The sequence below is a fragment of the Arthrobacter sp. TJ-178 genome, from assembly GCF_058269275.1.
The window spans coordinates 667,334-687,532 of sequence record NZ_JBZCNK010000002.1 but is presented as its reverse complement, the minus strand read 5'-3'; the positions used below and the strand labels follow the sequence as shown (position 1 = coordinate 687,532).

Annotated in this window: 23 protein-coding genes; 9 read left to right on the top strand and 14 right to left on the bottom strand. The window is 64.6% G+C overall.

Features of this window, described 5'->3' with window-relative positions; genetic code table 11:
- Positions 1–13 precede the first annotated feature (13 nt).
- The 3 genes from AC4D2Q_RS09415 to AC4D2Q_RS09405 are packed head-to-tail and all read right to left on the bottom strand — an operon-like array spanning position 14 to position 1,370.
- Complete coding sequence (locus AC4D2Q_RS09415; protein ID WP_490946190.1) at positions 14–502, bottom strand: SRPBCC family protein; 489 nt, start codon at positions 500–502, stop codon at positions 14–16.
- Positions 502–1,008, bottom strand: coding sequence for an SRPBCC family protein (locus AC4D2Q_RS09410; RefSeq protein WP_490946189.1), 507 nt, complete (start codon positions 1,006–1,008; stop codon positions 502–504). The genes AC4D2Q_RS09415 and AC4D2Q_RS09410 overlap by 1 nt, the downstream gene beginning before the upstream one ends.
- Entirely contained in the window at positions 1,005–1,370 is a 366-nt protein-coding gene (locus tag AC4D2Q_RS09405; protein WP_490946188.1) for an ArsR/SmtB family transcription factor, read from the bottom strand. The genes AC4D2Q_RS09410 and AC4D2Q_RS09405 overlap by 4 nt, the downstream gene beginning before the upstream one ends.
- Positions 1,371–1,682: 312 nt before the next feature.
- Here AC4D2Q_RS09405 and AC4D2Q_RS09400 point away from each other — a divergent pair, with 312 nt between their 5' ends.
- The gene (locus AC4D2Q_RS09400) at positions 1,683–1,976 is read left to right on the top strand and encodes a hypothetical protein (protein ID WP_400927610.1); all 294 of its coding nucleotides are present in this window, start codon (positions 1,683–1,685) and stop codon (positions 1,974–1,976) included.
- Here the strand turns inward: AC4D2Q_RS09400 and gluQRS are convergent.
- Entirely contained in the window at positions 1,973–2,896 is a 924-nt protein-coding gene (gluQRS, locus tag AC4D2Q_RS09395) for a tRNA glutamyl-Q(34) synthetase GluQRS (protein WP_490946187.1), read from the bottom strand. The two genes, AC4D2Q_RS09400 and gluQRS, sit on opposite strands and share 4 nt — an antisense overlap.
- Before the next feature lie 9 nt (positions 2,897–2,905).
- On the bottom strand, positions 2,906–3,499 hold the full coding sequence (locus tag AC4D2Q_RS09390) for a GNAT family N-acetyltransferase (protein ID WP_490946186.1): 594 nt from the start codon (positions 3,497–3,499) through the stop codon (positions 2,906–2,908).
- A gap of 108 nt (positions 3,500–3,607) precedes the next feature.
- Here AC4D2Q_RS09390 and AC4D2Q_RS09385 point away from each other — a divergent pair, with 108 nt between their 5' ends.
- The 3 genes from AC4D2Q_RS09385 (at position 3,608) to AC4D2Q_RS09375 (ending at position 7,071) form a co-directional block, all read left to right on the top strand.
- Positions 3,608–5,194, top strand: coding sequence for an exonuclease domain-containing protein (locus AC4D2Q_RS09385; protein ID WP_490946185.1), 1,587 nt, complete (start codon positions 3,608–3,610; stop codon positions 5,192–5,194).
- 70 nt (positions 5,195–5,264) lie between these two features.
- On the top strand, positions 5,265–6,110 hold the full coding sequence (locus tag AC4D2Q_RS09380; RefSeq protein WP_490946184.1) for an MBL fold metallo-hydrolase: 846 nt from the start codon (positions 5,265–5,267) through the stop codon (positions 6,108–6,110).
- A gap of 34 nt (positions 6,111–6,144) precedes the next feature.
- Entirely contained in the window at positions 6,145–7,071 is a 927-nt protein-coding gene (locus AC4D2Q_RS09375) for a putative hydro-lyase (RefSeq protein WP_490946183.1), read from the top strand.
- Between the two features lie 44 nt (positions 7,072–7,115).
- Here AC4D2Q_RS09375 and AC4D2Q_RS09370 read toward each other — a convergent pair whose 3' ends face one another.
- The 8 genes from AC4D2Q_RS09370 to AC4D2Q_RS09335 form a co-directional block, all read right to left on the bottom strand.
- Positions 7,116–7,787, bottom strand: coding sequence for a class F sortase (locus tag AC4D2Q_RS09370; RefSeq protein WP_490946182.1), 672 nt, complete (start codon positions 7,785–7,787; stop codon positions 7,116–7,118).
- A 35-nt stretch (positions 7,788–7,822) separates the two neighbouring features.
- Positions 7,823–8,272 (bottom strand): excalibur calcium-binding domain-containing protein, encoded by a 450-nt coding sequence (locus AC4D2Q_RS09365; protein WP_490946181.1) that lies wholly within the window; start codon positions 8,270–8,272, stop codon positions 7,823–7,825.
- A gap of 137 nt (positions 8,273–8,409) precedes the next feature.
- Entirely contained in the window at positions 8,410–9,081 is a 672-nt protein-coding gene (locus AC4D2Q_RS09360; RefSeq protein WP_490946180.1) for a GntR family transcriptional regulator, read from the bottom strand.
- 83 nt (positions 9,082–9,164) lie between these two features.
- The gene (locus AC4D2Q_RS09355; protein WP_490946179.1) at positions 9,165–10,925 is read right to left on the bottom strand and encodes an acetyl/propionyl/methylcrotonyl-CoA carboxylase subunit alpha; all 1,761 of its coding nucleotides are present in this window, start codon (positions 10,923–10,925) and stop codon (positions 9,165–9,167) included.
- Positions 10,922–12,715 (bottom strand): 5-oxoprolinase subunit B/C family protein, encoded by a 1,794-nt coding sequence (locus tag AC4D2Q_RS09350; protein WP_490946178.1) that lies wholly within the window; start codon positions 12,713–12,715, stop codon positions 10,922–10,924. The genes AC4D2Q_RS09355 and AC4D2Q_RS09350 overlap by 4 nt, the downstream gene beginning before the upstream one ends.
- Complete coding sequence (locus AC4D2Q_RS09345; RefSeq protein ID WP_490946177.1) at positions 12,712–13,470, bottom strand: LamB/YcsF family protein; 759 nt, start codon at positions 13,468–13,470, stop codon at positions 12,712–12,714. The genes AC4D2Q_RS09350 and AC4D2Q_RS09345 overlap by 4 nt, the downstream gene beginning before the upstream one ends.
- An 85-nt stretch (positions 13,471–13,555) precedes the next feature.
- Positions 13,556–14,440 (bottom strand): HpcH/HpaI aldolase/citrate lyase family protein, encoded by an 885-nt coding sequence (locus AC4D2Q_RS09340; RefSeq protein ID WP_490946176.1) that lies wholly within the window; start codon positions 14,438–14,440, stop codon positions 13,556–13,558.
- 7 nt (positions 14,441–14,447) lie between these two features.
- The gene (locus AC4D2Q_RS09335; protein ID WP_490946175.1) at positions 14,448–15,218 is read right to left on the bottom strand and encodes an IclR family transcriptional regulator; all 771 of its coding nucleotides are present in this window, start codon (positions 15,216–15,218) and stop codon (positions 14,448–14,450) included.
- A 225-nt stretch (positions 15,219–15,443) separates the two neighbouring features.
- Here AC4D2Q_RS09335 and AC4D2Q_RS09330 point away from each other — a divergent pair, with 225 nt between their 5' ends.
- Both AC4D2Q_RS09330 and AC4D2Q_RS09325 read left to right on the top strand, forming a co-directional pair.
- Complete coding sequence (locus AC4D2Q_RS09330) at positions 15,444–16,679, top strand: ABC transporter substrate-binding protein (protein ID WP_490946174.1); 1,236 nt, start codon at positions 15,444–15,446, stop codon at positions 16,677–16,679.
- Between the two features lie 12 nt (positions 16,680–16,691).
- The gene (locus AC4D2Q_RS09325) at positions 16,692–17,693 is read left to right on the top strand and encodes a branched-chain amino acid ABC transporter permease (protein ID WP_490946173.1); all 1,002 of its coding nucleotides are present in this window, start codon (positions 16,692–16,694) and stop codon (positions 17,691–17,693) included.
- Here AC4D2Q_RS09325 and AC4D2Q_RS09320 read toward each other — a convergent pair.
- Positions 17,647–17,751 carry a twin-arginine translocation signal domain-containing protein gene (locus tag AC4D2Q_RS09320; protein ID WP_400927755.1) on the bottom strand — a complete coding sequence of 35 codons (105 nt, stop codon included), beginning with the start codon at positions 17,749–17,751 and terminating at the stop codon, positions 17,647–17,649. The two genes, AC4D2Q_RS09325 and AC4D2Q_RS09320, sit on opposite strands and share 47 nt — an antisense overlap.
- Before the next feature lie 55 nt (positions 17,752–17,806).
- Between AC4D2Q_RS09320 and AC4D2Q_RS09315 the strand changes: the two genes are divergently transcribed.
- From AC4D2Q_RS09315 to AC4D2Q_RS09305, 3 genes are read left to right on the top strand one after another with little or no spacing between them, the layout of a single operon-like run.
- Positions 17,807–18,736, top strand: a complete 930-nt coding sequence (locus AC4D2Q_RS09315) for a branched-chain amino acid ABC transporter permease (RefSeq protein ID WP_490946172.1) — start codon at positions 17,807–17,809, stop codon at positions 18,734–18,736.
- A complete protein-coding gene (locus AC4D2Q_RS09310) occupies positions 18,733–19,452 on the top strand; it encodes an ABC transporter ATP-binding protein (protein WP_490946171.1) in 720 nt (239 codons plus the stop codon). Before AC4D2Q_RS09315 ends, AC4D2Q_RS09310 begins: the two co-directional genes overlap by 4 nt.
- Complete coding sequence (locus AC4D2Q_RS09305; protein WP_400927565.1) at positions 19,449–20,153, top strand: ABC transporter ATP-binding protein; 705 nt, start codon at positions 19,449–19,451, stop codon at positions 20,151–20,153. Before AC4D2Q_RS09310 ends, AC4D2Q_RS09305 begins: the two co-directional genes overlap by 4 nt.
- Positions 20,154–20,199: the final 46 nt, after the last annotated feature.

Genomic DNA, 20,199 nt, shown 5'->3' with positions numbered 1-20,199 from the left:
ATGCACCTGCTTTCTATGGTGTGGATCCGGCCCGGATGAGCAGCTCGTCCAGCTGGTTGTAGCCGTCGGACATGCCGGCTTCCATGCCGTTGGACAGGAATTCGTCGCGGGATTCCACCGAGGGGTACAGGGAGCGGCCGGTCAGCAGGCTCCGGCCGCCGGGCAGCGGCGTGAACGTCGTGTATTCAAGGGTCACCACTTCCGGAGTGCCCTCAAACTCGAAGGTCATCAGCACGAACTCATCCCGGCGCACCGTGTGGAATACCCCGCGGAAGGCGTACTCCTCGTCGTCGCCCCTGGAATGCACGAATCGATAGGCGCCGCCGGTGCGTGCTTCGAACTGATCGATGCGCGTTGCCACGTCGAGCGGTCCGATCCACTGGGCAAAAATTTCCGGATCCATGTGGGCGCGGAAAACGTCATGGACCGGGAAATCGAACTCCCGGGAATACTCCATCAGGGGCTCACCCTCGGGGGTAGTCAGTGTCAGGGGATTGCTCATCACGCATCCCGTCCCTGCACTGCTCCCGGCTGAAGCTGGGCCAGCAGCTCGTCCATCCGGTCGAAGCCTTCGGCGACGCCGGCTTCCATGCCCGAGGCAGCCATGCCGTCCCGGGCCTCCATGGAGGGATAGACGGCATGCGCGCTGATCCGCGTGCGGTCGCCGTCGAGCGCTTCGAGCGTCATGAACTCCAGGCTGGTGATGTCCGGATACCCGGAGAACTCGAAGGTTTGAATGGCGGACTCGTTCTCGCGCACCGTGTGGAAGATGCCGCGGAATTCGTACGGCACTCCGTCCGGACCGGTGTGGATGTAGCTGTAGGAACCGCCGGTGCGGAAGTCGTAGTGGTTGATCTCCATTTTCATGCCGCGCGGGCCAAGCCACTGCAGGATCAGGTCCGGTTCGGCGTAGGCGCGGAAGACGGAGGCCACGGGATAGCCGACCTCGCGGGAGAAGTTGATGAACGGAAGTCCGTCCGGGACGTTGAGTTCCAGTGCATTGGTCATGATGGATCCTTTGCCTGCGGGCCGCCTTTCCCAGCGGCCTGTGCGTTGAGCACGGCATCAAGGCTGCGGAACTGCTCCTCGCGGATCAACCGGTACTGGTCAATCCAGGCGGTGAGTGCCTCCAACCGTGCGGGGTTCAGGTGGACGGGCCGGCGCTGGGCGTCACGGCTGCGCGTGACGAGCTGCGCCTGTTCGAGGACCTGAATGTGCTTCGAGACGGCCTGCTTGGAGATCTCGAAGGGTTCCGCCAGTTCGTTGACCGTTGCCGGGCCCCGGGACAGCCGGGCGATGATGCGGCGCCGTGCAGGATCAGCCAGGGCCAGGAAGGCCCGGTCCAGATCCGCATCCTCCGCAGTGTTCATGGCGTGGGTCAGCTTCTGTGTCTCTCTTCAGCGGTGTCACTGTTCAACGGTGTCTTTGTCCAACAGTGTCACTGTTCAGCGGTAATCAAGGTGCTGGTTGTTCAACCTCTCGGTTGATTACGAAGCTACGCCTGCCGGGAAACACCGTCAACGGTTCGGGCAAAGTCCATCTTTGGACCAAGGAATGCTTCGGCCTCCGCGCGGGGTGCTGCCGGCGGTATTCACACGCACGGACTGCCGCCGGACAATGGAAAGGGCAACCAGCGGACTGTATATCCGCGTTTCGGCCGGCGGCTCAAGGATGGGAAGACCATGACTAGCTCGGTTTCACGATCTCATGCCCCCGGCGAGCCGGCCTTTCACTGGGGGAGTTTCATCTTCGGACTGGTCATGCTGCTTCTGGTCATCGCCCAGGGTGTTGCCTCCGGAGCAGCCGGATATGTGGGCATGGCGGGGCTGATACTTTTGCTGACCGGTCTCTACGCATTCTTTAGCGGGCGACCCTCCTGGCTGTGGCTGCACCACCGGCGGGACGCGGCCGTCGTGGGAATCATCGGACTCGTGGCCTTCGTGGTCGCGATAGGCATTCGCCTGGGCGGCAACTAGGACGCCGCCCGAAAAATCCAGGGCCCGCGCGGAAGCGACGCCGGTGCGAACGTCTCCAGCGCTTCGTCCAGCGTTCCCGGCGGGAGGTTCAGGGACGCCAGAATCAGGTCCCTCACTGCGGGGGCATCCAGGCCGTTGCGGGCCATTGCCGCCAAGGTGATGGCGCCGTCGCGCTTCGCCAGCCGCCTCCCCTCCGGGTTCACCACCAGCGGCACATGCGCATACTGCACTTCCGGCAGGCCCAGCAGCGAGGCGAGATACGCCTGCCGGGGAGCGGAAGTGAGCAAGTCTCCACCGCGGACCACCTGATCAATTCCGGAGGCGGCGTCGTCGATCACCACCGCCAGGTTGTAGGGCGGCACCCCGTCGTTGCGCAGCAGCACCAGATCATCCACCGGGCCGGTGTAGGCGCCGTGCAGCAGATCGTTCACGGTGTAGTGATCCACCTCGGCGCGCAGGCGCAGGGCCGCGGGACGTTCCTGCCGCCGTCGGGCGCGTTCAGCCTCGCTGAGGTTGCGGCAGGTTCCGGGGTAGGCACCCGGAGGGGCATGCGGTGCCCGGGGCGCGTCGGCGATCTCGCTGCGGGTGCAGAAGCACTCGTACACCCTGCCGGCCTCGGCCAGCCGGGTGACGGCGGCCAGGTACAGTGCGGTGCGTTCGGACTGGCGGACCGGGGCCGCATCCCAGGTGAGCCCGACGGCGGCGAGGTCCCGCAGCTGGCCCGCTTCAGTCCGGGACCGCTCCGGGTCAAGGTCCTCCACCCGCAGCAGGAAAGCGCGTCCGGTGGACCGCGCAAAAAGCCAGGCCAGAACCGCGGTGCGCAGGTTTCCCACGTGCAGATCCCCGGTGGGGCTGGGAGCGAAGCGGCCGGCTCCCGCAGCTGTCGAGGTCCTGGCGGCGGGGGAGGAAGGCGCGGTCACCGTCCCACCTTACAAGTCCCGCCTTTTCGTGGAGGGCCGGTCTTCTGCACTGGTAACTTCTGCCGCCCGCTGCAGGTCCAGCACCATCAGCACCTCGTCACAGTCTCCGGCCGGCAGGCGGAGGGCTCCGGGCCAGCGTCCGATTTCCCGCCAGCCGCAGGAACGGTAAAAGCCCTCCAGGCCCAGGCCGGAGCGCAGTTCCAGATGCAGCTGCTCAAGGGCAAAGTCTTCGGCCGCTGCCCGGGCAGCTTCGGTCATGAGCGTGCGTCCTACGCCGAGTCCGCGGGAATCCAGAGCCGTTTGCACCCGGAGGACCCGCGCCCAGTGGGCGGTGAGCTTGCCGGAGTTGCCCGCCAGGAACAACCATCCGGCCAGCCGGCCGTTGCTGCCGGCCGTCAGGATGCGGTTCTCCGGCAGATCCAATGAGCCGATCATGTCTGCCACGGCGGAGGCGACGTCCGAGTCGGAGACCGGTGGAAAGGGGAACCCCACGGCGCCTCCGCTGTTGGCTACTTCCTGCCAGCAGCCGGCAAGCTGCTGCCGAAGCACCGGTGTTACCTCGCCGGGGGAGGTCAGCCAGGCCAGGTCCAGGGGATCCGTCATGGGTCGAGTCTGCCAGAGAGTCTTTGCAGGTAAGGTGGAGGGCCGCCATTTGCGGTTATCGCTGCCGGGCTGAGTTCGGTCAGAAATTCCAAGGAACCTGCACACAACATGACATTGAACTTCACCGCGATCGACTTTGAAACAGCCAACGGATCGCGGGCCTCGGCCTGCGCCCTCGGCATGGTGAAGGTTCGGGACGGCCGGATTGTCGACCGGGGACAGTGGCTCCTGCGGCCCATCGACGGCGGAGGCTTCCAACCGCGCAACATCGCCATTCACGGCATCACGGAAGCCATGGTGGCTACGGCTCCCACCTGGGCCGCGGCGCATGCGGAGATTGCTGCGTTCATTGCCGACGACGCCGTGATCGCCCACAACGCCGCCTTCGACCTGGATGTTTTCCGCAAAACCAGCTCAGCTGCCGGAATTGCCTCCAAGGCCTTCCGGTACGGCTGCTCGGTGAAAATGGCGCAGATGCTGCTGCCGCTGGAAAACCACAAACTGCCCACCGTCCACGCAGCCCTGGGTTTCGGCAGCTTCCAGCATCACGACGGACTCGCCGATGCTGAGGCCTGCGCCAACATCACCATCAGCCTGGCACTGCGGGAAGGGCTGGCGGACATTGACGCCGTACTGCAACTCTGCGGATCAACGTCTCCGGCAGGTCTTGCCGGAACTCCGGTCGCAGCGGTTCCGGCAGTTACCCGGGGGCAGCGGTACGCCCCGCGCCCTGCCCTGGACCGCACCAAGCCGGTGGCAGCGATCTCGGCCAAACTGGGCGGGCACACGGTCTCCTTCACCGGAGACTTTTCCGTGGAACGCCCGATCCTGCAGCAGCTGGTCCTGCAACACGGCGGAGCGCTGAACAACCATGCCCCGACGCGCGCCACCACGCTGCTGGTGGTGGGCGACTGGGACGCGGAGATGCTGCGGCCCGGCGCCGTCGTCAGCCGCTCCGTCCAGAAGGCCCAGGACCTGCGGGCCAAGGGACAGAGCCTGCACATCATGGGAGAAGCGGCGTTCCGGCAACTTCTGGACGCTGAGCCTGCCGCTGTTGTGGAGATCGGCGCTGCTGTGGAGGCTGCCGCGGGTGCGGCACTGCTGCCCTCCGCCGTCGAGCCGCTGTCCCTGGCGGAGACCCTGCCAGCCCTGCCCAAGCGCCGCGACGTCAAAGGCATGGGCGGCGTCCTGGACATGATGTGCCCTGCCGACCTTGCTGCTGCAACCTTTAAGAGCGACCACTACGGGGTGTTCCGGGTGGCCGGAACCACCTTCAAATCCCCGGTGCTCGGGGTGCGGATGCTCGGCCACCGCAGCATAGAAAACAACGGCAAGCCCGAGCGGGACATCCACTCCCTGGCACTGTTGCAGGACGAGGACGCGGCTTTTGTGACCGCCCTGACCGCCCACATCCCGGACAACGAATTCATGGATGTCCTGCTCGGCAGCGTTCAGCACGGAGATCTGGTGACGGCGGTGTTTGACGCTCTGGGCGGCCCGTTCGTGGTCCAGGGCGTTGCGGTCCGCGCCCCTGTTGCAGACATGTTCATGCTCGGCTCCATGGTCCTGGCCCACCGCGGCCGTCCCGGATCCAAGCTCAGCTGGCTGCAGTCGGTCATCCCCGCCGGTGAGCACGCGCTGGCGGTTCCCGAGCAGGTCACCGCTTGGAACTTCTACGAATCCTCAGCCGAGTAGCGAGCACCGTAGCAAACGCCGTTGCGGCTCGCCCGAAGCCGGGATATACCTCTTTAGAGGAGGTGGCGGAATGCGCAGTGGACATGGGCGCCGGGGGTATTTGCTGACGGAACCGGCTCAGGATGTGTGGTTTGCGGAGGGCCCGGCGTCCAACTGGATCATCCTGCGCCAAGGGAAAGCCTTTACGCTCATTGACGGCGGATATCCCGGGAACCTGCCCCTGGTGCTGGCGTCTCTGCAGGACGCGGGTCTGGACCCTGCCGACGCTGCTGCTGTTCTGATCACCCACGCTCATGTGGACCATGCCGGAACGGCCGGCTATTTGGCCGCCGCCTACGGCATTCCCGTTCTGTGCAGTGCTGCTGAGCTTCCCTATCTGCGCGGGGAGGACAAGGACCAGGTATCCGTGGGACGCATCCTGAGCAGGTCATGGCAGCCGGCTGTGGCGCAGTGGGCCTGGTACGTCCTGACATCCGGCGGCGCCGCCCGGGTAGTGGTTCCCAGCGCCACGGCGTGGAACGACGACGTCGAACTGGCCGCGCTGCCGGGGTCGCCGGTGGCTGTTCCCACTCCCGGTCATACCCCGGGCCACACGGCCTTTTATCTGCCGGCCGCCCGCGCCGTTGTTACCGGCGATGCGCTGGTCACGGGCCACGCGATCAGCCGGCGGAAGGGTCCGCAGATGCTCGATTCCATGTTTCAGGGCGACGACGACGGCGCTCGCCGCTCCCTGGCGCAGCTTGGCAGGCTGGATGCTTCGCTGCTGCTGCCTGGTCATGGTCCCGCCGTCCGGATTGGGGTGCGGCAGGCAGTGGGAGCTGTCCGCTCCAGTGCCGCAGTTCCCAAGCGGCGAATCGTAGCGACCGGTCCGGCGGGAGGCCTCGCCGAGCCCACCTACGGACGGACCGTGCGGTAACACCACCAAGCAGCTCCGCCGAAAGGATGTCATTGTGAAATCCAAAGCAGGCGCCCTGAAGTCCGAAGCACCCCTTCTTGGTTCCGTCCAGGAATCGATGAAATTCGTCCACGAGGCGGTGAACCCCGTCCGCGAGTCGTCGACCTCCGTCCGCGAGTCGAGGCATCCACTTGCGGATGCAGTATCCACTGAGGCGCTGTCCCCGGCGGAAGCGCGCCTGCTCTTCCGCAGCGGGCTGGCCACTCCGACCGCGGGCTGGTCGGCCGGCTATGTGCAGGCGGACCTGATTATCGTTCCGAAGGATCAGGCTTTTGACGTCCTGCTCTTTGCCCAGCGCAACCCCAAGCCCTGCCCGATCCTGGGTGTCCTGAATCCCGGTGAAACGTCCGGGCCGCTGCTGGCCGGCGGAGACATCAGGACCGACCTCCCGCGCTACGCCGTGTATGTGGACGGGGAGCAGGTTGCAGATCCCACGGACATCACGCAGTACTGGCGCGATGATCTGGTGACCTTCATTGTGGGCTGCAGCTTCACCTTCGAAGCGGCCCTGCAGGAAGCCGGCATCCACATTGCGCACATCGATCAGGGCACCAACGCGCCCATGTACCGCACGTCCATTCGGTGCCAGCCGGCAGGGAGAATCAGCGGCCCGCTGGTGGTTTCCATGCGTCCGATTCCGGCTGCCCAAGTGGCCGACGCCGTGCGCATCACCTCGCACTATCCTTCGCTCCACGGCGCTCCCGTGCACGTAGGCAATCCGGGAGAGCTCGGCATCGCCGATCTGGGACACCCGGACTTTGGTGATCCGGTGGAGATCGAGGAAGGCTTCGTGCCGGTGTTCTGGGCCTGCGGCGTGACGCCGCAGGCTGCCGTCATGGAGTCGAAGCCTTCGCTGGCCATCGGCCACGCTTCGGGGCACATGCTCATTACGGATGCCCGGGACAGCTCGTATTTGGTTTAGAGAGCCGGCCAAGGACGCGCCGATGGATCAGTCGATAGGACCAATCATGATTCAGCGATTAGCTTCGCGTAGACGACATAGTTGTCCTCGTAGGCGCCGGTAAAGAAGTTGTGTCCGTCACACGTGATGAGTCGCAGTTCGGACCCCGGGGTATCGCCGTAGACCAGATTGCTCGGAAAGCTGTCCTTTGAATACTGCTCGCCTGCGACCACACGGAAGGCTGCGATGCTGCCATCCTCGCGGGTCACGTTGATGACATCGCCCTCGTCTAATTCCCGAAGCTCGGAAAAGACGCCAGGGCCGCCGTCTGTCGCGTTTACATGACCGAGCAGGACGGCCGGTCCCCGCTCACCCGGTGTTGGAGATCCGTGATACCAGCCAGCGGGGGAGCCTGGTTCCCCGGGGGGAACTTCGACAGTTCCGTCAGAGTTCAAACCGAGATCAATAAGAATTGATTCTGTTGAAATGTCCGGAATGGACACGGACACAGGCCGCGAATTATGCATTACTGCAGGCGGAATGGGGATGGCGTTGTTATCCTGCGCCTGCGCCGGAGATGCAGCTGCTTCCGGTATTGCCACTACGGAAGGTGGAGATTCAGAGATAAGCGCTGAAGTTGGCACCTGCGCCGTGGTGCCGCATCCGGTTAAAAGAGAAAGCGCAATCGCCGCAATAGCCAAGGGGCTATTGCGGCGATTATGCAGCAAATTACTCATAGCTGGATGAAATCCAGTTCAAAGAGCTGTTCGTACTAAACGTTGCTTGCTTTGCGACGCGAAGCAACGGATACACCGGCAGCGGTCACCACGGCTGCGCCGGCAGCGAGCATGAAGACGAGCGAGGTGTTGTTGCCTTCTTCTACTACGCCCGTATTGGGGGCGCCCGCGGGCACCTGAATAACCTGAGGTGCCATGGTATTAGGCGTTACTGCTGCCGGATCAGGCGTTACCACTCCGGGAGTAGGAGCCGTTTCGGGGGCCGGGCGGTATGCAATAGATGAGTTTTCACAACCGATGCCGTCGCTGTCCTCATCAAGGTGGGGCCCGTATCCGGGGGCGCCGACCGGAATGTTGTAAACACCATCGTTTGCAGCTGCGGTGCAATTCTCGTAGGCTCCGACAACGGCCATAGCCGGTGTTGCCGATGCAATGGAAAGTCCCAGTACTGCTGCCAGGCCAAGGCCTGCTGCGGTCTTCTTCATAATGTCCCCTATGTAAAGCGTGTTCAATAAGTTGACTGAGTCTAATGCAGCATTCGCGATACTGCTAATCGTCGTCAATCAGCGGGGAAAGCCCAACTTCTGCAACGAATCAGGAATGTGCTGGGCTCAAAAGAAATCTAAAACTCCAGATGCTCAAGAGACTCCAGATGCTCCAACAGCTCAGCCTCGGCGGCATCCAAATACCCGCGCAGCGCCTCCGCGGCCTCCGGGCGGCGGCTCGCACGCAGCAGTTCAACAAGTGCCGCATTTTCGTCGACGTAGCGGGCATGAAAGTCCGGCTTTGTGATCATGGCGTGGAAAACCAGGCGCATCTCCGCCAGAACGCAGCTCATCGCCTGCTGCAGCTGCGGGCTGCCGGACATGGAAACCACTGTCTGGTGGAAGTTCTGATTGGCCGTGGCCATGTCGGCAATACTTCCGCAGGACTTCGCCTCCGCTCCCGCGCTGATCACCGCATCGAACCGCGCGAGATCCAGTTCAGGTCCCCAGAGAACTGCGGCCGGCTCCAATATCCGACGCGTCTGGTAAATTTCCCGCACAGCATCGGAGCCGGGCGAGGCAACGAAAACTCCCCGGTTGGGGTAGCGCGTCACGATGGATTCGCTGGCGAGTATGGTGAACGCTTCCCGCAGGGTGTTCCGGGAGACTTGAAGTGACGCCGCGAGCTGTTGCTCGGACAGCTTTGTTCCCGGCGGCAGATCTCCGGCAGCTATGCGGCTGCGCAGCACGTCGGCCACCCAGGCAGTGGTGTTTACGTGTCCAGCGCGGTCAGCGCTAATATCCCCCATATTAGTAAGCACGCTCCTAATCTAGCGGCATGGACGAAGGATCCGGAGGACCACCACAGGGGCACAGAAGGGACTTCCGAAGGTTAGGAGCCGATTCTGCCCAGAACATCCCCGCGGCCGACGGCGCTACCCGGTGTGAGCGGGGCACGGGAGAACACTCCGGTGCGGTGCGCACGGACCGTGGTTTCCATTTTCATGGCTTCCAGCACGGCCACCGGATCATCCCCGGCCAGGTCCGCACCGTCGTCGGCCATCCATTTCACCAGCTTCCCGGACATCGGAGAAACCAGATCTGCGTCCTCCGCGGTGACCCCGCCGCTGGCTCCAGCGCCCGCTGCGCCCGCGGCACCTCCCGCGCCCGCACCTCCGCCGGAGCGCAGAGCATTCAGCAGCGCCGACGGAACGCCCACTGCAACTGCCCGCCCGTCGACGTCGATGGTCAGGGTCTCGCGTTCGGCTCCGGGCTGGGACGCGGCTATCTCGGGTGATGCGGCCAGCGGTTCGGCAAACTCGGACTCAATCCACGTGGTGTAAACCCCCAGTTCCCCGGCACGGGTGAATGCCTCTGAGCGAACCACGGCCCGGTGGAACGGCAGCACCGTGGGCACGCCGCGGATCACCAATTCATCCAGGGCGGCCCGGGCCCGGCGCAGCGCCTGCGGACGGTCCTCGCCCCAGACAATGAGCTTGGCCATCAGCGAGTCGTACTCGGCGGGCACCACGGAGCCGGACCGGACGCCCGAATCCATCCGGATGCCCGGTCCGGTGGGCGGCTCGAAGGCCTCCACCAGGCCGGGACCGGGCAGGAACCCCCGGGCGGGATCCTCGGCGTTGAGCCGGAACTCAAACGCATGCCCGTGCGGCACCGGATCCTCGGTCAGGGACAGCGGCAGTCCGTCGGCAATGCGGAACTGCTCGCGGACCAGATCCACGCCCGTGGTTTCCTCGGTCACCGGATGCTCCACCTGCAGCCGGGTGTTCACTTCCAGGAAGCTGATCAGCCCGTCGGGGGAGACCAGATACTCCACGGTTCCGGCGCCGGTGTAGCCGGCCTCGCGGCAGATAGCCTTGGCCGATGCAGAGATGGTTGCACGCTGCTCATCGCTCAGGAACGGCGCCGGAGCTTCCTCCACAAGTTTTTGGTTCCGGCGCTGCAGCGAACAGTCACGGGTCCCGACGACGACGACGTTGCCGTGCGTGTCGGCCAGTACCTGCGCCTCGACGTGCCGGGGCCGGTCCAGGAAACGTTCGGCGAAACACTCGCCGCGGCCAAAGGCGGATACCGCTTCGCGGGCCGCTGATTCGAACGCGTCCTCCACATCTTCCATGCGGCGCGCAATCTTCATGCCGCGTCCACCGCCGCCAAAGGCGGCCTTGATGACCACGGGCAAACCGTGTTCTTCTGCAAAGGCGCGGACCTCTTCGGAGCTCGCTGCCGGCCCGTCGGTTCCGGGCACCAGGGGTGCTCCGGCGCGGACGGCAATCTCGCGCGCGGTCACCTTGTTGCCCAGGTCGCGGATGGCCTGCGGCGAGGGGCCGATCCAGGTGAGGCCGGCGTCGAGCACGGCCTGCGCAAAATCAGCGTTCTCAGAAAGGAAACCGTAGCCGGGGTGGACGGCGTCAGCTCCGGCCCGCCGGGCAGCGGCGATCAGCTTGGGGATGTCCAGATACGTATCCGCACCGGCGGAACCGTGCAGCGCAAAGGCCTCATCGGCCAGGCGCACATGGAGAGCATCGGCGTCGGGATCCGAATACACGGCGGCGGAGGCGATGCCGGCATCAGCACAGGCACGCACCACTCGCACGGCGATTTCGCCGCGGTTGGCGATCAGGACCTTGTTCACTGGGTTCCTTCCATAAACATCCCGGCTGCGGCCTCGGGGGAGAGCGGCGCCAGGCTGTCGGGGTTCACAAAAACAAAGCGGACCGGATGGCCCGGCGGCAGCTGGGCGGCAACCGGCACATCCTGTGGCACGACGACGGCGATCACCGGGTAGCCGCCGGTCACCGGGTGGTCGGCAAGGAAGAGGACGGGAAGGCCCGACGGCGGGACCTGCAGTGCTCCTTCCACCACGCCTTCGCTGGGCAGTTCGCCGCCGCGGACGCGTACCAGCGGGCGGGCCTCCGGGTCCTTCGGATCGGTCTCCAGACGTACGCCGATCCGGTTGGATTCGCTCGTGGCCAGCCAAAGGTGCCCGGTGAGGGACTCGACGGCGTCGGCGCCGAACCAGTCCTGCCGCGGACCGGCCGTGATCCGCAGCAGTGCCGGCTCGGTTGCGGAAAAGGTGTCAGGGAGCGCGGAGGGTTCCGGAGCTCCCACCGGGATGAGGCGGGAAACTTCACCCACCGGCAGCCTGACCCCCGCAACCAGGGGCGGCGGGCCGATACCGCTCAGCGTGTCGGTGCTGCGGCTGCCCAGGACCGGGGCAACGTCAACTCCGCCGCGGACGGCAAGGTAGCAGCGCACTCCGCGGTACGGAGCACCCAGCGACAGGGTTTCACCGCTGAGCAGCGCAAAGGGAGTGTTCAGCGGTGCGGGGCGGTTGCGGTCGACGGCCGGCGAACTGACGGCAGCGGGCAGCTCTGCGCCGGACAGGGCCAGCACCACGTCGCCGTGGGCGGTCAGTTCCAGGCCGCCGAACGGGCTCACGATCACCGCAGCCTCGGGCGGGTTGCCGACCAGCCGGTTGGCCTGACGCGAGGAGCGGGTGTCAGTGGCGCCGGCGGCGGATACGCCCAGGTCGGCATAGCCGGGGCGGCCCAAATCCTGAATCGAAGACTGCAGGCCGGGAGCTTTGATCTCCAGCGATGTGCGACCGGGTTGGTTGGGATGAGAAGTCTCATCGTCCCTTAGACACCTCGCTCGTTCCTCGCTCGGCGATGCGGGACTCACGAGACTCCCCATCCCCTCGGAACCTGACGTTACGGTGAGGTCAGAGTCCGCGGCCTGGTCGGTGGCTTGAGGTGATTTGGCGCCGGTGGAGGGGGTGGTTATCTGAACCAGTTCGCGGACAGAGTGAAAGATGACGTGGTCGCCAGGGCGGATGAGAGCAGGATTGGAGCGGGAAAGGTCCCACATCGGGGCATTGGTGCGGCCAATCAGCTGCCAGCCACCCGGGGATTCCCGGGGATAGACCGCTGAATAGTCGCCTGCCAGGGCAACGGAGCCGGCAGGGACAACAGTGCGGGGACTGTCGCGGCGGGGGACGCTCAGCGCCGGATCGCCGCCGGTGAGGTAGGTGAAGCCGGGGGCGAAGCCGCCAAAGGCGCCAAGCCAGGGGGTGCCCGTGTGGGCCGTGATGACGGCGTCCGGGGAAAGGCCGGTGAGGCGGGCCACCTCGGCGAGGTCGGCGCCGTCGTACACCGCGTCGATGGTGACCGTGCGGGCGTCCGGGATTACGGCGTCGTGCTTCAGGTCCAGGGCCTCGAGGAGTCCGGCAGCGGCAACCGTCTCGCGCCGGCCCGCGAACCGGACCAGGACGGTGCCGGCGGCCGCGAGGACATCAACCTGCCCGGGGAACGGGCGGGCCTTCAGCTCCGCATGAAGCGCCGTGACATCGGCCAGCGAATCCAGCTCCACCAGCAGCGCCCGGGTGCCCGCGGGGCGGATGCCGGTGATCGGAGATGACCTCACACGAAGCTCTGGATGGTGACGCCGGCGTTCTCCAGGCCGGAGCGCACTGCACGGGCCATGGCGACAGCGCCCGGAGTGTCGCCGTGGACGCAGATGGAGGCAGCATTCATCGGCAGCACTGTGCCGTCGACGGCGGTGATGGTGCCGTCGGTGGCAAGACGGACCATGTTGGCGGTGGCCTGGCCGGCGTCGTGAATGACGGCGTCGGCTTCGCGGCGCGGAACCAGGGTGCCGTCCGCGTTGTAGTTGCGGTCAGCGAATGCTTCGGCAACTCCCCGAAGTCCGGCGTCGCCCGCCAGATCCAGTGCGACGGCGCCGGGCAGCAGCAGCAGGGGAAGGCTCTTGTCGAAGGCGGCGACGGCGTCGACCACGGCCTGGGCGTGCATCTCGTGGCGGACGATCGTGTTGTACAGGGCGCCGTGGGGCTTCACGTAGCGGACCTCGGCGCCGGCGGCCCGTGCCAGGGACTGCAGCGCACCGAGCTGGTACAGCACGTCGTCGAACAGCTCGGTGTAGGAGCAGTCCAGGAAGCGGCGGCCGAAGCCGGCCAGATCCCGGTATGCGACGTGGGCGCCGATCGTGACTCCTGCGGCCGCGGCGTCGCGGCAGGTCCGCGCAATGGTGGAGGGGTCGCCGGCATGGAAGCCGCACGCCACATTGGCGCTGGAGACGGACTCAAAGATGGCAGCGTCGTCGCCCATCTGCCAGTGGCCGAAGGATTCGCCGACGTCGCTGTTCAGGTCAATGACCGGCATGGGTCCTCCGCACTAGATCGGAAAAGGTGATCCTACAGTGTGCGCGATCACGTCATTCACAATTTAGCCGGATGTTGTGCTGACCCTAGGACGCCGACGCGCGCGCAATCGTCTCCTGGGCGGAGCGGATTACTGCAGCATCAATCATGCGGCCGTTGCTGTCCACTGTGACACCGTCGCTGCCGCCATCGAAAACCGCCAGAACTTCCCGTGCCGCATCCACGGCGTCAGAGGCGGGTGTGAAAACACTGTTGATCACCTGGACCTGCGAGGGGTGCACCGCCGTGCGGGAGCGGAACCCCAAGTCCTGCATCTTCCGTCCGGTTTTCTCGAAGGTCTCCAGATCTCTGATGTCCGTGGAAGTGGGCGCCACCGGGGCACTCAACCCGGCGGATGAGCAGGCCATGACGATGCGGGCGCGAATCGAATCCAGGGCTGGTTCGGTAGTTTCGCCGCGGGACATCCGCATGTCCGCCATGAGGTCCACTTCTCCGATGCCGAGCGTGACCAGACGCTGGGAACCGGTGATGGCAACCAGATCCATGAGGGCCGCAGCATCTTCGATCAGTCCGATGATTCCAACCCCGGGAGCCAAACGGCCTTCATCTTCAAGGTCAGCCAAAAGGGCGGCGGTTTGCCGCAGGGAGGAGGCCGTGCACTTGGCCAGGAAGACACCGTCCAATGCTGTTGAAGCGATGCTTTGCAGGTCGGCTGCGAAGTCATCGGCATTGAGCCGTGCCCACTGCTGCTGCCGTACCGTACCCGGACGGGATGAATGCTGCTCACGCTCTGCGAGCAGCCAGGATTGCACTGATGCCCGGGCTTCATCCTTACGGTTCACCGGAACAGCATCCTCCAAGTCCAGGATCACGGCGTCTGCCGGACCGGCTGCGGCCTTGGGAAAGAGGTCCGGCTTGATGCCGGGGACATAAAGAAAGGATCGCGGGAGGACCGGCGGGGTGGAGGGCATGGTGTTCCTATCTGGCCAGCAGCCTCGTGATTTCACGCGCGGCAGCGGATACTTTGGCGGCATGGCCGACGGTATCCGCGGTGCTAAAGCGGAAAATCGGCCCGCAGGAGCTGATGGCTCCGAGGACATTGCCGGTTTTGTCGAAGAATGGTGCTGCGATGGAGGCCGCACCGATGTTGCGTTCATTGAAGGATGTTGCGTATCCGTCGCGCCGGACGGACTCCAGCAGCTGCCGGTATTCCGCTTCATTGAAATCCGGTTTGGACTGCTTCAGCGCAGAGACGGCTTCCTCTACGTAGGACGGGGGCAGGAAAGCGATCATCGCACGGCTGGAGGCACCCGAATGAAGCGGATGGCGGGCGCCGATGTCCACCACCATCTTGATTTCCTGCGGGCTTTCAAATTGGTCCACGTACAGCCGGGAATGATTCATCAGCACGGACAGTGTGGTGGTTTCCCGGGTGTCATCACGCAGCTGGCGCAGTACTGGTGCAGCAATGGTGCGAAAGTCCAGCTGGCCCCAGGCTTTGTTGCCCATGCCAATCGCGGCCGGTCCCAGAACATAGCTGCCCGAGGCATCAACGGTGGAGAGCAGTCCGCGCGAACCCAGGGACTGCAGGATCCGGTGGACCACCGCCTTGCTGAGCTTCAGGGCGCGGGCAATCTCGGAGACGCCCAAGGCGCCGTCGGCGCGGCTGAACAGCAGCAGCACGTCGGCCACCCGATCCGCTGCCTCGGTCCCACCGGCCGTGGGTTGTAAGTCTGAATTCGGCGCCATGCTTCTTCCTTTCCGGAACGTCACTCTATCTTACTGTTCCGGTGGGCGGAATGATTCCAACAGGTTAACATCAGATTACCAGCTAGTAATCCAGGTCACAGTCGTGCACAATGGGGCGAAAGCCTTGCTGCACCCCCCATTGGTAGTCCGTTGAGCGGAACAAAGCTACATTCCTTTGTTCCGCTCAGCGGACCGACTTCCAGGCATATGAAGGGAAATACCGCCATGAAAAGAAATGCCCTGTCCGCAGCGGTGCTGGTTGCCAGCCTCGTCGGGCTCTCAGCATGTTCGTCCGAATCCGCTGAATCCGGCTCGGAATCCGTGGAGAGCGTGACCATCGGCTCCGTTCATCCGCTCAGCGGAAGCCTCGCAGGTGTGGGCGGGTTGATGAACGACGGCGCGAAGCTGGCCGTGGAGGACATCAACGCCGCCGGCGGCATCGAATCCCTGGGCGGAGCCCAGCTGACACTCAGTGACGGGGACAGCCAGGGCCAGGCCCAGGTGGGACAGAGTGAAGCGCAGCGGCTTATCAGTGAGGGCGCTGTTGCCCTGGTAGGCACCTATCAGTCCGACGTCACTCAGAATGTCGCCTCCGTGGCCGAGCGTTCCAAGGTTCCCCTGGTCATCGATGTGGCCGTGGATGACAAGATCCTGGAACAGGGCTATAAGAACACTTTCCGCATCCAGCCGGACGCCAGCAGTATGGGCCAGGCTGGTGCGAGGGCACTGGTGGCCATGGGGGAGGAGACCGGCGAGCCGATTGACTCGGCGGCCTACATCCACATTGAAGGCGCCTTCGGTGACTCGGTCTTCGCGGCCTTCAAGGAGGAAGCCGAGAAACAGGGCATCACCATTACCAAGGAAATCACCTACTCCGGCAGCAACTTCTCCGACGCCACCACCCAGGTCAGCGAAGCCCTGGCCGGAAACCCGGACATCATTGCCGTGACCGGCTACTACCCGGATAACCTTCTGGTGGCCAAGGCCGTGGGCTCCATGGCCAATGAAACCAAGGCTGTGTTCGGTATTGCCAGCGGAGCCTTTGACGACACGTCCTTCCCCGCAGCAGCAGGCGACGCCGGTACCGAAGTCCTCAGCGCCAACTACCACTACAGCGCCACCAGTGACCGCGCCGCCGACATCCGCGAACGCTTCGAAGCGAAGTACGGCAAGCCCATGGAGACGGCATCCATGCTCTCCTACCAAGCGGTGGAGGTCATCGCCGAAGGCCTGGAGAAGAGCGGTTCGGCTGACCCGGAAGAGCTGCGTGACGCCATCGCCGGTCTCAGCCTGGAAGATCCGCTGCTTGCTTTCGACGGTCCCATCGAATTCGGTGAGGACGGGCAGAACACCAATGCCACGGTCATTGTCATGCAGGTCCTGGACGGCAAGGTGGAGCAGGTCTTCCCGCAGGAATTCGCCACGGCGGACCTTGTCTTCCCGACCGGCTCCGGCAACTAAAGCAGGGAATTTATGGCTATTACAGAAGCTCCGGCGGCGCCCGCTGCCAAAAGCAACCCGCTGACCGCCGGCGGCGTGCGCATCACCCTCACCATCGGCGGGATCGCGGTGGTGGGCCTGGCCCTCATCTACCTGCTCGGGGACCGGGAAGCATCCCTGGTGACCCAGTATCTGGTGTCAGGACTCCTGCTGGGCGGGGTCTACGCCCTGGTCTCGCTGGGCCTCACGCTGATTTTCGGTGTCCTTGGAATCGTGAACTTCGCCCAGGGCGCCATGCTCACCCTGTCCATGTACCTGGTATATGTCCTCCAGAGCAGCTTGGGACTGAACCTGTACGTTGCGGTCGTGCTGACCATCCCGCTGCTGTTCGGCTTCGGCTGGCTGGTGCAGACAGCCCTGCTCAACAGGCTCACCGAAGATGCCAGTCACGACCGGCCGCTTCTGGTGACCCTGGGCTTGTCCCTGCTGATCGTGAATGTGTTGCTGATGATCTTCGGCGGCCGGCCTAAGAGCGTGGAAGCCCCGGTCAGCGGCAGCATCGAAATCCTCGGCGCGCTCGCTGACACTCAGCGGATCATTGCCTTTGCCGGAGCGGTGCTCGTGGCGGCGGGACTGACCCTGGTGCTGCGTAAAACCTCCATGGGCCTGGCCATCCGCGCGGTGGCTGCCAACGGCACCGGTGCATCACTCGTGGGCGTGAACGTCCGCCGTGTCTACGCCGTGACCTTCGGGCTTGGTGCGGCTTCAGTGGCCGTGGCCGGCGGCTTGATCACCCCGTTCACCACACTGGTGCCCACAGCCGGGGAACAGTTCACTACCCTCGCCTTTGTCATCGTGGTCCTTGGCGGGCTGGGCAGTATCCCGGGCGCCCTGGTGGGCGGCCTGTTCATCGGCGTGCTGCAGACCGTCGGGTCCCTGTACCTCCCGGGCAGCGGGTCACTGATCCTGGTCTTCGGGATCTTCGTCCTTATTCTCTTTCTGCGTCCCCAGGGACTGTTCGGAGCAAAACAATGACGGCCACCGACGCCCCCGCCGCCCCGCAGGCACCCAAAAAAGCCCTGCGCCCGGCCACCGGAGCCAAACGCCAGTACACCTTCCTAGCGATCGTCCTCGCGGCTCTGTTCTTTGTGCCCTATGTCCTGCCCGAATCCGCGCAGCCGGTGGCGGTCCGCACTCTGATCTTCGCCATCATGGCGGTGGGCTGGAACCTGATGAGCGGCTTCGGCGGCATGTTCAGCTTCGGCCACGCGGTGTTCTTCGGTGTCGGTGCCTACACCGACGCCTACCTGCTGACCGCCTTCGGCATCTCGCCCTGGCTGTCCATGATCATCGGCGCGGTCCTCTCCGCAGGCGTCGGCCTCACCATCGCCTACTTCTGCCTGCGCTACAAGCTGGCAGGCTCCTACTTTGCGCTGGCCACGTTCGCCTTCGCGCAGATGTTCTATCTGCTCAGCCAGAACCTGGGCTTTCTGAACAAGACCGACGGCATCAACGTTCCCCTGCTGCCCCAGGAATCCTGGGCCATGCTGCAGTTCGACCAGGATTCCAAGCTGTACTTCTGGATCCCGTTGGTCATCCTGGGCCTGGCCATGGCCGCGACCATCTACTTTGCCCATTCACGTGCCGGGCAGTTTGCCCAGGCCATCCGCGATGATGCGACAGCGGCGGAATCCCTTGGCATCAAGGTGATGAAATACCGGCTCATCACAGTGGCCATGAGCTGCGCGATCACAGCCGTGGCCGGCGCCTACTACAGCCAGTATTACCTCTTCGTGGGCCCGGACCAGGCCTTCGGCATCCACGTATCCACCGACGCCATCATTCCCGCGGTGATCGGCGGCGTCGGAACCATCTGGGGCCCGCTGATCGGCGCCGCCGTCGTGGGACCGCTCTCCGAACTCATTGCCCATCTGCTACGGAACCCCCCGCCGTTCCTGGAATTCCTGCAGGGCACCAGCGGACTGGATGTTGCGGTGTACGCGGCCCTGCTGATTGTCATTGTCATCTTCCTGCCCAAGGGCATCTACGGAACCATCCGCGAAAGGATGCGCAAATGAGCCTGCTGACCCTGGACGGTGTCTCGAAATCCTTTGGCGGCCTCAAGGCGCTGGGGGAGACCACGCTTGAAATCCCCGAACACGAATTCTTCGGGATCATCGGTCCCAACGGCGCCGGGAAGACCACCCTTTTTTCCGTCCTGTCCGGCCAGCTCCCGCCGTCGAGCGGACAAATGATGTTCGACGGCGTGGACATCACCGGCTGGTCCGCGGACAAAACCGCCTCACAGGGGCTGGTCCGGACCTTCCAGCTGATGCGCCCGTTCGAGAGCATGACCGTGCTGGAGAACGTCACCATCGCCTCGCACAACAAATTCCGCTCCCCGCACAAGGCGCGTGAGCACGCAGCCGCCGTGGTGGAACGGGTGGGTCTCGACACCTACATGTATTCCATGTCCGGCACCCTGCCCACCGCCGGCCTGAAGCGGCTGGAACTCGCCCGGGCGCTGGCCCTGGAACCGCGCATGATCCTGCTGGACGAAGTGCTGGCTGGGCTGGTCCCCACCGAACGCGCGCCGATCATCGAACTGCTGCGCAGCATCCATGCCGAAGGCGTCACCGTGATGTTCGTCGAACACATCATGGCCGCCGTAATGGCCCTGTCCGAACGCCTGCTGGTGATGCACGAGGGCCGCCAGCTGGCCCTCGGTCTGCCCCAAGAGGTCATTGCTAACCAGCAGGTCATCGACGCCTACCTCGGAGAGGACTACTCATGATCCTGGAACTGGACGCCGTCTCCGCCGGCTACCGGCGGCTGGAAATCCTGCACAACCTGACTCTGGGGGTGAAGGAAGGCGAAATCGTCTCCATCATCGGAGCCAACGGTGCAGGGAAAACCACCACGCTGCGTGCCGTAGCCGGGTTGATCTCCACCTCGAAGGGCAGCATCAAATTCAAGGGCGAACCCGTGCACAACACCCGCCCGGACAAGCTGGTGCGTTCCGGGCTGGTGCACGTCTCCCAGGACCGGGCGCTCTTCGGCAACCTGCAGGTGTTCGAGAACCTCACCATGGGCGCCTACACCCAGCCCAAGAACACCATCGCTTCCTCACTGGAACAGGTTTTCGACCTCTTTCCCATCCTTAAGGAACGCCGTACCCAGCGCGCGGACACCATGTCCGGCGGGCAGCAGCAGATGCTGGCCATCGGGCGGGCCCTGATGGCACGGCCGGCCTGCCTGACCTTGGACGAGCCGTCCATTGGACTGGCTCCGAACCTGGTGGCCCAGGTGCTTGATGCCATCACCCGGATCCGGGACACCGGTGTCACGGTGCTGATCGTGGAACAGAACGCCTCCCAGGCTCTGGCTATTTCGGACCGGGCGTACGTAATGGAAAGCGGCGCGATTGTCCTGGAGGGCACTGGCAGCGAACTCGCTGACAGCGCCGAGGTGCGCAAGGCCTATCTGGGCATGTAGAGCCCGGAACATTCCGTACCTTGCACACCCGGCAGATTGAAAGGAA

Excerpts from the sequence above, each read along its gene's own strand:
- AC4D2Q_RS09310 (WP_490946171.1), top strand. The coding sequence starts at position 18,733 with ATGAGCCTGCTGACCCTGGACGGTGTCTCGAAATCCTTTGGCGGCCTC.
- AC4D2Q_RS09390 (WP_490946186.1), bottom strand. The coding sequence starts at position 3,499 with ATGACGGATCCCCTGGACCTGGCCTGGCTGACCTCCCCCGGCGAGGTA.
- AC4D2Q_RS09400 (WP_400927610.1), top strand. The coding sequence starts at position 1,683 with ATGACTAGCTCGGTTTCACGATCTCATGCCCCCGGCGAGCCGGCCTTT.
- AC4D2Q_RS09305 (WP_400927565.1), top strand. The coding sequence starts at position 19,449 with ATGATCCTGGAACTGGACGCCGTCTCCGCCGGCTACCGGCGGCTGGAA.
- AC4D2Q_RS09380 (WP_490946184.1), top strand. The coding sequence starts at position 5,265 with ATGCGCAGTGGACATGGGCGCCGGGGGTATTTGCTGACGGAACCGGCT.
- AC4D2Q_RS09325 (WP_490946173.1), top strand. The coding sequence starts at position 16,692 with ATGGCTATTACAGAAGCTCCGGCGGCGCCCGCTGCCAAAAGCAACCCG.
- AC4D2Q_RS09415 (WP_490946190.1), bottom strand. The coding sequence starts at position 502 with ATGAGCAATCCCCTGACACTGACTACCCCCGAGGGTGAGCCCCTGATG.
- AC4D2Q_RS09335 (WP_490946175.1), bottom strand. The coding sequence starts at position 15,218 with ATGGCGCCGAATTCAGACTTACAACCCACGGCCGGTGGGACCGAGGCA.
- AC4D2Q_RS09405 (WP_490946188.1), bottom strand. The coding sequence starts at position 1,370 with ATGAACACTGCGGAGGATGCGGATCTGGACCGGGCCTTCCTGGCCCTG.
- AC4D2Q_RS09370 (WP_490946182.1), bottom strand. The coding sequence starts at position 7,787 with ATGAGTAATTTGCTGCATAATCGCCGCAATAGCCCCTTGGCTATTGCG.
- AC4D2Q_RS09330 (WP_490946174.1), top strand. The coding sequence starts at position 15,444 with ATGAAAAGAAATGCCCTGTCCGCAGCGGTGCTGGTTGCCAGCCTCGTC.
- AC4D2Q_RS09385 (WP_490946185.1), top strand. The coding sequence starts at position 3,608 with ATGACATTGAACTTCACCGCGATCGACTTTGAAACAGCCAACGGATCG.
- AC4D2Q_RS09360 (WP_490946180.1), bottom strand. The coding sequence starts at position 9,081 with ATGGGGGATATTAGCGCTGACCGCGCTGGACACGTAAACACCACTGCC.
- AC4D2Q_RS09345 (WP_490946177.1), bottom strand. The coding sequence starts at position 13,470 with ATGCCGGTCATTGACCTGAACAGCGACGTCGGCGAATCCTTCGGCCAC.
- AC4D2Q_RS09410 (WP_490946189.1), bottom strand. The coding sequence starts at position 1,008 with ATGACCAATGCACTGGAACTCAACGTCCCGGACGGACTTCCGTTCATC.
- AC4D2Q_RS09365 (WP_490946181.1), bottom strand. The coding sequence starts at position 8,272 with ATGAAGAAGACCGCAGCAGGCCTTGGCCTGGCAGCAGTACTGGGACTT.
- AC4D2Q_RS09340 (WP_490946176.1), bottom strand. The coding sequence starts at position 14,440 with ATGCCCTCCACCCCGCCGGTCCTCCCGCGATCCTTTCTTTATGTCCCC.